Genomic DNA, 12,086 nt, shown 5'->3' with positions numbered 1-12,086 from the left:
TGTCGCTGGTGCGCGGCGCGTGGAGAGAGTGCCGAACGGGCATTCAACTGCCCGTGCGCGAAAGGATGGTGTCGATTCCGTGGGGGAACGTGTGAGCCTGTGTCTGATCGGTGCGGGTCTGTCCGGGCTGGCCATGGCGCACGCCCTGAAGTCCGAGGGCCTCGACTTCGTCTGCCTCGAGAAGGCATCCGACGTCGGCGGGCTCTGGCGGCAGCCGGGGGCCGGCGAACGCGGTCCGGGCTACCTGTCGCTCCACCTCAACACCAACAAGCAGCTCACCGGTTACGCCGACCATCCGATGCCGGCCGGGTATCCCGTCTACCCCCGGCACAGCCAACTCGCCGACTACCTGCGCTCCTTCGCCGAGTGGGCCGGCCTGCTGGACCACATCGAGTTGGAGACGACCGTCGAGTCGGTGCGCCGGACGGCCGACGGTTCCTGGACGGTCGTCAGCCGGGATGCCCAGGGCACGCGCACCACACGGGACTTCACCCAGGTGATCGTCGCCTCGGGGCACAACACCGAGCCGGTCCTGCCCGCTCCCGTGCCGGGTTCCGAGACCTTCAATGGAACGATTCTCCACGCGCTGGACTACCGTGACGGCAGCGACTACGCGGGACGGAATGTCGTCGTCGTGGGGCTCGGCGCCTCGGCGGTGGACATCGCCGCCGACCTCTCCCGGTACGCAGCGCAGACCGTCCTCTCCGTGCGCCGAGGCCTGCACATCCTGCCCAAGCAGCTCTTCGGCATACCCCTGGACGACGTCGCCGAGGCACCGTGGTGGACGACCATGTCCCTGGCGGAGCAGCGCCGGTTCATCGAGCAGGCCCTGCTCGTCGCCCGCGGCAAGCTCTCGGACTACGGCCTGCCCGAGCCGGACCACCCGGTCTTCGCCTCGGCCGTGACCATCTCCGACGAGATCCTCACCCGCATACGCCACGGCGGGGTCGTCCCCAAGCCCGCGATCGACTTCGTCGACGACGGCCGGGTGGTCTTCGCCGACGGCACATCGGTGCCCGCCGACGTGATCGTCTACTGCACCGGGTACCGGATGGCCTATCCCTTCCTGCCGCCGGGCTGCCCGATCGGCCCGCAGGGCTCGGTCGAGCTGTACAAGCGGGTGGTCGCGCCCGACCATCCCGGTCTGCACTTCATCGGCCTGGTCCGCCCACACGGCTCCATCACCCGGCTCGTGGAGGCTCAGGCGCGATGGGTCGCCCGGGTCGTCGCCGGCAAGGCGACCCTGCCGGAGCCGGACGTCATGCGCAAGGAGATCGGCACATATCTGGGGGGCATCGCCGGCCAGTACGGCCAGACGCAGGGCGCGTCGATCCAAGTCGATGTGGCGCCTTACCTGGAGGAACTACGCAACGAGTGACGATCCGTCAGCGACGATGCGGGTCAGGCACCGGAGCCGGCGTCATGCGCCGAGAGGCCGCCCGGGCGGTCTGGGCGGCTCACGCGTGCACTTCTCGTGGGACGAGGGGAGCGGTTCGACGACGTCGGCGTACGGCTCCCCCCGAGGTTCTGTTCCGCGGGTGCTGTTGTACCGCTGGTTCTGCGGATGCCGCTGTTCTACGGGTGCCTGTTCTACGGGTGCCGGTGTTTTACAGGTACCCCGCTGTACGGGGTCCCCGCGGTCTGTGGACGGCGCTGATCCCGCAGGTTCGGCGGGCGACTACCCTCCGGTCACGGCCGCGGCAGGCAGAGAGACGGTGGACAGGGCGGCGGCGGACAGGGGAACGGCGGGGAGCGCAGCCGTCGGCGGCCGGACCTCGTAGGCCTCCGAGGAGAGGTAGGTCATGACCCGGGGCTGACGGCCCTGCTGATGGGCCAGGCCCAGGTAGGCGACCAGCCCCACACCGTCCTCCGGCCGCCGCGAGGTGACGGCGGCGGAGGCGCGCAGCACCGGTGCCGGGTCGATGCCGTAGTGGCCGAGCAGCGCCGTCGCCCGGTCCAGGGCCTCACCGTCGTGCCGGGCGTAGTCCCGCACCGGGATGTAGAGGGTGAATCCGCTCGGCAGACCGTTCCCCGTGTCGGTGAAGGCATGGCAGGTCTGGACGGGCCGGCGCACGAGCCGCGGTTCCCCTCCTCCCCCGGCCCCCTCCCCGGCTCCGGCACCCGCTCCACCTCCGAGGCCGACGGCGTCGCCGTCGGTGTCGGGCCCGGCCGCGATGCGGAAGAACTCCTCGATCTCCGCGCGGCCGGGCCCGCCGTCCATACGGGACAGGGTGCACGCCTCTGCCGCCGACAGGTCATGGTGCGCGAGGTAGACCTTGGCCCGTGGATCCGTCCAGTCGCCCAGGTCCAGGGCGAAGAACAGGTGACGGTCACCTTCGGGCAGCGCGTCGAACGCCTCCCGGTACCCGAGTCGTTTTAACGCCTTCCGTACCGTTTTGGCGGCACGTCTCTCCCCGGATGCCGCAGGATTCAGATAGGCCTTGACCTTGGGGACGCCACCAGGACGCAGCTCCAGCGCGCACCACAGCGCCAGGGGGCCTTCCGGTGAGGACGGGAAGAACAGGTCCGCCAGCTCGTCGAGCCGGTCGGTGGCGAAGCCCCAGCGCCGCCCCATCTCGCGCAGCACCCGCAGACCGGTGCGGCCCTCTTCGACCAGGTCGCCGGCGCCGGCTCCCGGCTCCAGCAGTACCCGCAGGATCGGCGCCGCGCCCGGTTCGCAGGAGAGGGAGAACTCCACCGGGGTGTGGTCGTCGGAGAGGAAGCTGCGGCTGGGCGGCGGCAGCTTCAGGGGCCGCTGCGCGACGGGACCCAAGGCCTCGACGAGTGTGCGCGCGTAGACCTTGGAGTCGGCTCCGGACAGCCCCGCGATCTCGCCCAGTCTCAGCAGCTGACGTGCCGTGTGACCGCCGAGCGTCTCCGGGTCCGGAGCGCCCGGAGCCTCGGGACCGACGGCGGTCATCGGGCCTCTCCTCCGGGGAATAGGCGGGCAAGAAGATACCCGCCTGGTGAGGCGGGTATCAAGGGGTGCACGACGGTCGGATGTTGTATGAAAACGGCGTCGGTGGATATGTGGTCCACGACACCTCCTCTGGTGTGTGAGCAACACGGAATGCCGCGTTCCTCACTACCCCTGAGGTTGAATCGTCATGCAGTGGTGGAGAGTTGACGGATGTTGCGTGAATCACCTCGTCAGCCAGTTGAGGAACTGGCTCCACACACCCCCGCGTTCACCCCTGCCTCCCGTCGCGGTCGGCTCCTGACGCACGGGTGCTTCCTTGCGTGCCGGGGCGGGCCTGTGCACGTTCTGCACCGGGGTGAACTTGGCGGGCAGCACGGTAAGACCCCGGTTGAAGGGACCGGGCCGCCACGTCAGACTCTCCGACGGTACGGCGAGTTCGACGTCCGGAAGCCTGTTGAGCAGGTTCTCGATGGCCGTCACGGTGATCTGCCGGGCCGGCTCCTTGGACGGGCAGGCGTGCGGGCCCGCGCTCCACGCCAGGTGGGCGCGGTTGCTGCCCGCCTGGCGGGCCGCCGTCAGTGCCGGGCCGGTGTTGGCCGCGGCGAAGCTGACCATGACCAGGTCACCGGCGTGCAGCTTCTGACCGGCGAACTCCATGTCGGACGCCGGGTAGTGCGGCGCGAGGTTCTGCATCGGCGGGTTCTCCCACAGCGTGTCGTCGATCGCCTCGTCGATCAGACCGCCCTGGTGGGCGTACGCGTCGTGGGTGAGCAGCCGGTGCAGGGTGTTGCCTATGAGGTTGCGCAGCGGCTCGTTGCCGGCCACCAGCAGGAGCGCGATCTGGTGGACCAACTCCTCGTCGGTGAGCTTGGCCTGATGTTCCATCAGCCAGGAAGGGACGTCGTCGCCCGGCTTGGCCCGCTTGAGGGCCACCAGTTCGCCGATGGCCCCGAACATGACTCCGACCGCCTGCTCGGCGTTCACGCCGTCGAACATGCCGGTGATGCCGAACACGACGCGGTCGCCGATGTCGGCGGTGCAGCCGAAGAGTTCGTTGAACACGAAGAGCGGCAGCTGCTTGGCGTAGTCGCCGAGCAGGTCGGCCGAGCCGCGCGAACCGAACTGCGAGATCAGGTAGTTGGAGACCTGCTCGGTGGTCCGGCTCAGTTTGCGCGAGTCGACGCGCGCCATGCTGTCCGTGATCGCCTGACGGAGCCTCAGGTGCTCGGCGCCGTCACTGAACATGGCGTTGGGCCGGTACGACAGCAGGGGCACGACCGGGCTGTCCGGGGGGACCTGTCCTTCGTTGAGGTCACGCCAGCGGCGCGCGTCCTTGCGGAACGCGCCGGAGTCCTGGAGCAGTTGGAGGGCGAAGGCGTAGTCCGTGATGAGGGTCGCCTCGACGCCCGGAGCGAGTTCGACCGGCGCGGTCGGCCCGAAGTGGCGCAGGTAGGTGTAGTAGGCCTGCGGGTCGGCGGCGAACTCCGTCCCGTACAGCGGCACTTTGCCGCCGGCCTGATGCGCCGGGCACCCGGGCGGGGGCACGGGTGCGGTGGGTTGGTCCATGTCTGCTCCTAGTGTGCACGGTCCTGGAGGTGGCGGACGAGGGTGATCAGCGCATCCGCCGACGACCGCTCGTCTCGCGCGTCGCAGGTGACGACGGGGGTGTCGTCGAGCAAATCCAGTGCGTCGCGCAGAGCCATCTCGTCCCGCAGGGGGGCGCCGTCGAAGTGGTTGACGGCGATGGCGTAGTCGAGTCCGTACTGCTCGATCAGGTCGATCACGGCGAAGGAGTCCGCGAGCCGCTCGGGGTCCACGAGCACCAGCGCGCCGAGGGCACCGCGCGCCATGTCCTCCCACATCTGCACGAAACGCTGCTGGCCCGGCGTTCCGAACAGGTACAGCACGACACGGTCGCTGATGGTCAGACGGCCGAAGTCCATGGCGACCGTGGTGGTGGTCTTGCCCTGGACTCCCTTGAGGTCGTCGACCGACTCGGCTGCCCGAGTCATCGTCTCCTCGGTGGTCAGCGGCTCGATCTCGGAGATCGCTCCGATGAACGTGGTCTTGCCGACCGCGAAGTGACCGACGACGAGGATCTTCACCGCCGTCTGCGTGGCCCCGTCGCGGACGTAGGCCTGCTCATCCAAACTTGGCCCTGAGACCATTCAGCACCTCCTCCAGGATGTCCCGGTCGGCGAGCGGAGCCCGCTGCACGGGCGGGCGGGTGATGAGGTAGCCGCCTTCGGTGAGGGCGGCGAGGAGGATCTTCACCACGCCCAGGGGGAGTTGGGTGTGCCCGGCGATCTCGGCGACCGACAGGTAGCCGGCCGAGCACAGGTCCAACAGGTTCTGTTCCTCGGGGGACAGACGGGTCGGCCGCTGCTCGTGATCGGCGGCCGCCGTGACCAGGGTGATGAGGGAGATCTGCCCTTCGTCGGGCAGCCCGCGTCCCTTGGTGATGACGTACGGACGCACTAACTCCGGCGTCTGCGGCTCCAGTTCGTCGAAGCCGTTCATGACCGCGCGCCGAGGTTCTCGCGCGGCGGTGTCGTCAGCGCCTTGCCGAGCTGGCCGACGAGCTGCTGCATCCGGAAGGTGATGTCCGCCATGTCGACGTCCGGCGAGGCGGAGACGCCGAGGTAGGCACCCTCGCCGGCGGAGATCAGGAAGACCCATCCCCCGTCGAACTCGACCAGCGTCTGACGCCACCCCATCTGCGGGTCCTCGCAGAAGAACGCGAGCGAGCGGCTGAGCGACTGCACACCGCTCATCGCGGCGGCCACCCGGTCCGCGTCGTCCTTGTCGAAGTCCTGCGTCCGCGCCATCAGCAGGCCGTCCGCGGAGATCAGGACTGCGTGCAGGGCCCCAGGTATCTCCAAGGCACTGTCAAGCATCCATGACAGATCGTCGTTCACGAGACCTCATGCCCTTCGCTGCCAGCACCACGGGTGCTGCTCGACTTTTCCGCGGGACTCGCAGGCGTGGCCCGGCCCGACTGGGTGCCTCGCTGGAAGGCGCCCATGATCGCCGCCGTCTCGGCGCCCGTGCGGGCGGGAGTGGACGCGGACGCACTGCCGGGCACGATGGCCATGGGCCGCTTGCGACGCCGCTTCGGCAGGCCGTCGGCGGTGGTGCTGGTGGAAAGCCCGCCTTCGGGGCCGCTGCGGGCCGGGGCGGCGGCGGCGGGAACGACCGGAGCCGGTTCCTTCTGCTCGGGCGCGTTGGTGAGCAGGTCGTGCGGCAGGAGGAGGACCGCCCGGACGCCTCCGTAGGGGGAGGTGGAGTCCACCGACACCTCGAAGCCGAAGCGCTCGCTGAGCACACCGATCACCGCGAAACCGAACTGCGGCGGGTTGCCGAGTGCGGAAACACCCGAGACCCGCTGGCTCGACAGGAGTTTGTCGGCACGGGCGCGCTCTTCGTCATTCATACCGACACCGGCGTCGTCGACGACGATGCAAATACCCTTGGGCACGGTACGAATGTTGATTTCGACGACGGTGTCCGGGCTGGAATAGCTCGTGGCGTTGTCGAGCAGTTCGGCGAGGGCCAGTGCGACCGGTTCGACCGCACGGCTCGTGATGCCGAAGTCGACCTGCGAGAGAATTTCCACCCGCCGGTAATGGCGAACCCTGCCCTGCGCACTGCGTACCACGTCGTACACGGACGCGACATCACGTGCGCGCCCCAGCCAGCCGTCGCAGAGAACGGCGATGGACTGGGCCCGCCGACCGAACTGCGAGTTCGTGTGGTCGATCTCCAGGAGGTCCTGGAGGATGACCGACTCGCCATATTTGTTCTGAAGCCGGGAAACAATCAACTGCTGTTCCGCGGCAAGGCCCTGAAGGGTCCGCATCGCGGACTTGAGGACCGTTTTCGTAGCCTCTTCGGCTTGTTCCTGAGCTGCCTCTACGGATTGCGCGTACTCGTTTTCCAACGCGGAGTAGTGAGACCTGAGCCCCGCGATCTCCTGCCTCAAGGCACGCGCCGCCCTGCGCTGGCGAACAATGAGGGCGACTGCGACGAGTACGGCCACGAGGAGAGCCCAGAGTACCGGGTTCTGTATGTAATGCGTCATAAGACTCTCTTCAGGCGACTGACGGCCAGTTGCTGAATTCCCGTCAACGCGGGTGGACCGGCGGACCGCCCGCATTGACGGGTGACCGCCCGGACTGTCCCCGTAGTCGGAGATGTCGTCTTGCACCCATCCGCCCGCTCTACAAGCGAGCGTGATCGTATCACCACAAGATGGAGTCACAGACCGTCAATATGCTGACTGAGGTGAACATTGACGGATCGTCAGCGATGCCGGCAAGCAACGGCGGAGTGACCGGGAAGTGACCCCGCAAGCGGGATGGCGCACAGCCCGACGGGACAACCGATAAACGGGCTTCCGCGACATTCCGGAGCCAAGGGTTACGGAAACAACAAAACCCGCATCCGGCAGAACGCCGAATGCGGGCAATTGGCCGCTCACCGAGCGGAAGTCGCTCGGTACGGAGAGTGAGAGTGTCCGAGGGGGGACTTGAACCCCCACGCCCGATAAAGGGCACTAGCACCTCAAGCTAGCGCGTCTGCCATTCCGCCACCCGGACAAGGTGTTGCCGCTGCGTGAGTTCTCCCCGCGGCGACAGGCACAACAATACCAAGCTTTCGCGGTGCCTCTCACCTGCATATCCGCTGGCCGCACGGGTGACGGGACCGCCGCGCGGGCACCTCACACCGGGTGACCGGACGATCACTTCACCGTCGGCTCCTCGACGACGAGCATCCGCAGCGCCCGCAGCAACGCGGCCGCCGCCTGCTCGTCCAGCGGGGCGAGGAACCGGCGCTCCGCGGCCCGGCGCGCCTCCTCGGCCCGCTCCAGGCAGACCAGACCGGCGTCCGTGAGCCGGACGATGTTCCGGCGGCGGTCTTGAGGGTCGCGCCGCCGTTCCACCAGGCCGTGGTCCTCCAGGCCGTCGACGAGCGCCACCATCGTGGTGCGATCGACGCCGAGCCGGCCCGCCGCCTCGGCCTGCGACAACGTTTCTTCATCGGCGAGCACGACCAGGACCGCCAACTCGCGGCCGTCGACCCCGTACGGGACGAGTGCTTCCGCGGACTTCCTGGCCAGTTTGGCCTGTGCGTGCTGGAGGAGGTGGCCGAGCCGGTACTCCTGGGGCCCGGACTGCGCTTCTCGATCACTCACCATGCCCCGAGAATATCGGTCCGTACCAACCACTGATCGTCCGCTGCACTGATGATCGAACCGTGGGGACGCTCCCCTGGCCCGACCTGCCGGACCTGCCCTGACCTGCGGGACCCGGCCGGACGTGTGCGGTCGGGGCATCAGCCGACAGAGGGCATCAGCTGGTAGTCCGGGAAGTTCCCGGGCAGCCTCTCCCCCGCCGGCCCCTGTGTCACCGCGCGCACCAGCAGCTCCCCGCCGACGAACGCGCCCCGCCAGGACGCGCCGAAACCGCCGAAGAGCTCGTCGCGGTCCCCGCGGGAGCGGGCTGTGCCGTGGCCGACCTTGAACGCGCGGATCTGCGGGGCCAGCCGGTCGTAGGTGCTCCGGTCGTCCGTGGACAGCGTGGCGACGAGTGCGCCGTTGGACGCGTTCATGGCGGCCAGCAGCTCCGCCTCGGTGTCGACCAGGACGATGGTGTCGACCGGCCCGAACGGCTCCGCGTGGTGCAGCGGAGAGGACGGCGGTGGTCCGAGGAGCGTGACGGGCTGGACGTACGCCGAGGTGTCCTGGCCGGGCAGGAAACGGGCCTCGGCCGGCCTGCCGCGGTACAGCGGGACCGCGCCCCGGTCGATGGCCTCGGCGATCTGGTCGTGCAGTTCCTTGGCCTTGGCCGCGTTGATCACCGGTCCGAAGTCCAGCCGGGGATACGGGTCGTCACGCTTGTCCACGGCGAGCGGGTGCCCGAGGGTCAGCGTGCGCACCGCCGGGAGGTATGCCGCCAGGAACTCGTCGAACAGGGCGCGCTGGACGACGAATCGCGGGTACGCCGTGCACCGTTGTTTGCCGTAGTCGAAGAGCTTGGGCACGACCGCGGAGAGGGTGTCCCAGTCCGAGTAGTTCCAGATGCCCCAGGTGTTGAGTCCTTCCTGTTCGAGTATGTGTCGCTTGCCGAGGTCGGCGACGGCCGTGGCCACCGCGGCGCCGGTGTCGCGGCCGCCGACGAAGGAGACACAGCCGATCTCGGGCGCCCGGACCAGCGCCTGGGACAGCTCGCCGCCGCTGCCGCTGACGAGGGTGATCGGGACGCCCTCGCGTGCGGCGAGCGCACAGGCCAGTGTCAGAGTGGCGACACCGCCGTCGGTCGGGGTCTTGGCGATGACCGCGTTGCCTGCCAGTGCCTGTACCAGCAATGCGTGAACGAGCACGCTCATCGGGTAGTTCCAGCTCGCGATGTTGGATACCGGGCCGTCCAGCGGTGCCCGCCCGTCCAGCATGGGTTCGATGCCGTCGACGTACCAGCGCACGCCGTCGACGGCCCGGTCGACATCGGCCTGCGCGAGCCGCCAGGGCTTGCCGATCTCCCAGACGAGGAGGACGGCGAGGAGTTCGCGGTGTTCGGCGAGGGCGTCGAGGGTGGCGGCGATGCGGGCGCGCCGCTCCTCCAGCGGGACGTGCCGCCAGGCGCGGTGCTGGTCCAGGCCGGCGCGGACGGCTTGGTGGGCGGTGACCCCGTCCAGTCGGGGCGGGCCGGCGATCGGGCTGCCGTCGACCGGGCTGGTGGCCGGCAGCGTACGGCCGTCGGCCTGCCAGGAGGCGTTCCAGAGGTTGAGGACACGGTCGTCGCGGAAGGCCTCGGGGGCGACGGAGAGGCACCGCTGCCAGGTGTCGGGCCAGGAGGTTCCGGATTTGAGGGTGAGGGTGGTTGCCATTTGGGCTGCTCCGCTCTCGGTGCACAGTCGGGGGCGGGGTGGTGCATGGCTACGGAGACGCCGGCGAGGCACGGCGGCTGCGTGAGGTGACGGCACGTCACCCTTCGGTCGGGTCAGGCTCCTTCGTCCAGTACGGCGAGTACGAGACGCGCGGTCTCGGTCGGCGTGGCGCCCACCCGTACCCCCGCCGCTTCCAGCGCCGCCTTCTTCGCCTGCGCGGTCCCCGAGGAGCCGGAGACGATCGCGCCCGCGTGCCCCATGGTCCTGCCCTCGGGAGCGGTGAAGCCGGCGACGTAGCCGACGACGGGTTTGGTGACGTGCTCGCGGACGTAGGCGGCTGCTCGCTCCTCCGCGTCGCCGCCGATCTCGCCGATGAGGACGACGAGTTCGGTGTCGGGGTCCTTCTCGAAGGCGGCCAGGCAGTCGATGTGGCTGGTGCCGATGACCGGGTCGCCGCCGATGCCGACGCAGGTCGAGAAGCCGATGTCACGCAGTTCGTACATGAGTTGGTAGGTGAGCGTGCCGGACTTGGAGACCAGGCCGATGCGGCCCGGCTTGGTGATGTCGGCCGGGATGATGCCCGCGTTGGACTGGCCGGGGGTGATCAGACCGGGGCAGTTGGGGCCGATGACGCGCGTTCCGCGTGCCGCGGCGTGGGTGGTGAAGGCGACGGAGTCATGGACCGGGATGCCCTCGGTGATGACGACGGCGAGACCGATCCCGGCGTCGGCTGCCTCGATGACGGCGGTCTTGGTGAAGGCGGGCGGCACGAAGACGACGGTGACGTCGGCGCCGGTCGACTGCATACCGTCGACGACCGACCCGAAGACGGGCACCGCACGGTCGTCGAAGTCGACGGCCCGGCCCGCCTTGCGCGGGTTGACGCCGCCGACGATGTTCGTGCCGGCCGCGAGCATGCGCCGGGTGTGCTTCATACCCTCGACACCGGTCATGCCCTGGACGAGGACCTTGCTCTCCTTGGTGAGGTAGATGGCCATGGTGTCGTCTCCTCAGACTGCGGTGGCGAGTTCGGCGGCACGGCGGGCGGCGCCGTCCATGGTGGTGGCCTGCTGGACCAGCGGATGCCGGTGGGTGTCGAGGATCGCCCGCCCCCGGGCCGCGTTGTTCCCGTCGAGCCGGACGACGAGCGGCTTGGTCAGCCGTACGGCGTCCAGGGCGCGCACGATGCCCTCGGCGACCGCGTCGCACGCGGTGATGCCACCGAAGACGTTGACGAAGACCGACTTCACGGCGGGGTCGGAGAGGATGACCGACAGTCCGTCGGCCATGATCTCGGCGGACGCGCCGCCACCGATGTCGAGAAAGTTGGCCGGGCGGGCGCCGCAGCCCGCCACGACGTCGAGGGTCGACATGACGAGTCCTGCGCCGTTGCCGATGATGCCGACCTCGCCGTCCAGTTTCACGTAGTTGAGGCCCTTGGCCGCGGCCGCCGCCTCCAGCGGGTCCCCGTGCTCCGCGGCCTGAGCACCCCAACGTGACTGCCGGAAGGACGCGTTGTCGTCGAGGGTGACCTTGCCGTCGAGGGCGAGGATCTGCCCCTGCCGGGTGCGGACGAGCGGGTTGACCTCGACGAGGAGGGCGTCCTCCCGGATCAGCACCTGCCACAGCCGGACGAGTACGTCCGCGGTCTGCGCGGGCAGTCCGGCCGCGGCGGCGATCTCGCCGGCCTTCGCCGAGGTGACGCCCTCCGCCGGGTCTACGGGGATGCGGGCGACCGCCGCGGGCCGGGTGGCGGCGACCTCCTCGATCTCCATGCCCCCCTCGGCGGAGGCGATCGCGAGGAAACGGCCGGCTGCGCGGTCCAGCACATAGGAGACGTAGAACTCCGTCTCGATGTCGGCGGGTTGGGCCAGCATCACCGTGCCGACCGTGTGCCCCTTGATGTCCATGCCGAGGATCTGTCGTGCCGTCAGTTCGGCCGCGGCCGGATCGGCGGCGAGCCCGACGCCGCCCGCCTTGCCCCGGCCACCCGTCTTGACCTGGGCCTTCACCACCACTCGCCCACCGAGCCGACGAGCTATCTCGCGCGCCTCCTTGGGCGAGTCGGTCACCTCGGCCCGGGGGACCGCGATGCCGTGTTCCGCGAAGAGTTCCCTTGCCTGGTGTTCGTACAGGTCCATCTCGGCTCCCGTCTGTGAAGTCGAATCCGAAGTCCGCCGAGCCGTCCCGAGGCCGAACTCCGATGACCGAAAGTGCCGCACGCCCCCTGGACACCACCCATCGGATGCGGGATAACAAGCTTCATACAGTATTCGTCGAC

At 69.2% G+C, this 12,086-nt stretch carries 11 protein-coding genes and 1 tRNA gene; 1 reads left to right on the top strand and 11 read right to left on the bottom strand.

What is annotated here, in order from left to right; all coding sequences use genetic code 11:
• The first annotated feature begins 91 nt into the window (after positions 1-91).
• Positions 92-1,378, top strand: coding sequence for a flavin-containing monooxygenase (locus G9272_RS36425; protein WP_171402328.1), 1,287 nt, complete (start codon positions 92-94; stop codon positions 1,376-1,378).
• Positions 1,379-1,678: 300 nt separating this feature from the next.
• Here the strand turns inward: G9272_RS36425 and G9272_RS36420 are convergent, their stop codons facing one another.
• The 11 genes from G9272_RS36420 to sucC all read right to left on the bottom strand — a co-directional run bounded on the left by G9272_RS36420 (position 1,679) and on the right by sucC (position 11,946).
• The gene (locus G9272_RS36420; protein ID WP_171400472.1) at positions 1,679-2,920 is read right to left on the bottom strand and encodes a tryptophan dimethylallyltransferase family protein; all 1,242 of its coding nucleotides are present in this window, start codon (positions 2,918-2,920) and stop codon (positions 1,679-1,681) included.
• A 222-nt stretch (positions 2,921-3,142) separates the two neighbouring features.
• The gene (locus tag G9272_RS36415; protein WP_171400471.1) at positions 3,143-4,486 is read right to left on the bottom strand and encodes a cytochrome P450; all 1,344 of its coding nucleotides are present in this window, start codon (positions 4,484-4,486) and stop codon (positions 3,143-3,145) included.
• An 8-nt stretch (positions 4,487-4,494) separates the two neighbouring features.
• Positions 4,495-5,088 (bottom strand): GTP-binding protein, encoded by a 594-nt coding sequence (locus G9272_RS36410; protein ID WP_028806138.1) that lies wholly within the window; start codon positions 5,086-5,088, stop codon positions 4,495-4,497.
• Entirely contained in the window at positions 5,063-5,440 is a 378-nt protein-coding gene (locus G9272_RS36405) for a DUF742 domain-containing protein (protein WP_171400470.1), read from the bottom strand. Before G9272_RS36405 ends, G9272_RS36410 begins: the two co-directional genes overlap by 26 nt.
• Complete coding sequence (locus G9272_RS36400) at positions 5,437-5,838, bottom strand: roadblock/LC7 domain-containing protein (RefSeq protein ID WP_020125671.1); 402 nt, start codon at positions 5,836-5,838, stop codon at positions 5,437-5,439. The genes G9272_RS36405 and G9272_RS36400 overlap by 4 nt, the downstream gene beginning before the upstream one ends.
• A complete protein-coding gene (locus G9272_RS36395) occupies positions 5,835-7,001 on the bottom strand; it encodes a sensor histidine kinase (RefSeq protein WP_171400469.1) in 1,167 nt (388 codons plus the stop codon). Before G9272_RS36395 ends, G9272_RS36400 begins: the two co-directional genes overlap by 4 nt.
• A 432-nt stretch (positions 7,002-7,433) precedes the next feature.
• Positions 7,434-7,518 (bottom strand) — tRNA-Leu (locus G9272_RS36390).
• 143 nt (positions 7,519-7,661) lie between these two features.
• Positions 7,662-8,117 carry a MarR family winged helix-turn-helix transcriptional regulator gene (locus G9272_RS36385; RefSeq protein WP_171400468.1) on the bottom strand — a complete coding sequence of 152 codons (456 nt, stop codon included), beginning with the start codon at positions 8,115-8,117 and terminating at the stop codon, positions 7,662-7,664.
• A 137-nt stretch (positions 8,118-8,254) separates the two neighbouring features.
• A complete protein-coding gene (locus G9272_RS36380) occupies positions 8,255-9,805 on the bottom strand; it encodes an aldehyde dehydrogenase family protein (protein ID WP_171400467.1) in 1,551 nt (516 codons plus the stop codon).
• A gap of 113 nt (positions 9,806-9,918) precedes the next feature.
• On the bottom strand, positions 9,919-10,803 hold the full coding sequence (gene sucD / locus G9272_RS36375) for a succinate--CoA ligase subunit alpha (RefSeq protein WP_171400466.1): 885 nt from the start codon (positions 10,801-10,803) through the stop codon (positions 9,919-9,921).
• A gap of 12 nt (positions 10,804-10,815) precedes the next feature.
• The gene (sucC, locus tag G9272_RS36370; protein WP_171400465.1) at positions 10,816-11,946 is read right to left on the bottom strand and encodes an ADP-forming succinate--CoA ligase subunit beta; all 1,131 of its coding nucleotides are present in this window, start codon (positions 11,944-11,946) and stop codon (positions 10,816-10,818) included.
• Positions 11,947-12,086 lie beyond the last annotated feature (140 nt).

The sequence above is a fragment of the Streptomyces asoensis genome, from assembly GCF_013085465.1.
Classification (GTDB): Bacteria; Actinomycetota; Actinomycetes; order Streptomycetales; family Streptomycetaceae; genus Streptomyces; species Streptomyces cacaoi_A.
Note: the sequence above shows the minus strand (reverse complement) of the source record. Positions and strands in the feature narration are given on the sequence as shown.

What these genes read in the sequence shown, in the direction of transcription:
- G9272_RS36420 (WP_171400472.1), bottom strand. Translation starts at nt 2,920, where the DNA reads ATGACCGCCGTCGGTCCCGAGGCTCCGGGCGCTCCGGACCCGGAGACG.
- G9272_RS36415 (WP_171400471.1), bottom strand. Translation starts at nt 4,486, where the DNA reads ATGGACCAACCCACCGCACCCGTGCCCCCGCCCGGGTGCCCGGCGCAT.
- G9272_RS36410 (WP_028806138.1), bottom strand. Translation starts at nt 5,088, where the DNA reads ATGGTCTCAGGGCCAAGTTTGGATGAGCAGGCCTACGTCCGCGACGGG.
- G9272_RS36405 (WP_171400470.1), bottom strand. Translation starts at nt 5,440, where the DNA reads ATGAACGGCTTCGACGAACTGGAGCCGCAGACGCCGGAGTTAGTGCGT.
- G9272_RS36395 (WP_171400469.1), bottom strand. Translation starts at nt 7,001, where the DNA reads ATGACGCATTACATACAGAACCCGGTACTCTGGGCTCTCCTCGTGGCC.
- G9272_RS36385 (WP_171400468.1), bottom strand. Translation starts at nt 8,117, where the DNA reads ATGGTGAGTGATCGAGAAGCGCAGTCCGGGCCCCAGGAGTACCGGCTC.
- G9272_RS36380 (WP_171400467.1), bottom strand. Translation starts at nt 9,805, where the DNA reads ATGGCAACCACCCTCACCCTCAAATCCGGAACCTCCTGGCCCGACACC.
- sucD (WP_171400466.1), bottom strand. Translation starts at nt 10,803, where the DNA reads ATGGCCATCTACCTCACCAAGGAGAGCAAGGTCCTCGTCCAGGGCATG.
- sucC (WP_171400465.1), bottom strand. Translation starts at nt 11,946, where the DNA reads ATGGACCTGTACGAACACCAGGCAAGGGAACTCTTCGCGGAACACGGC.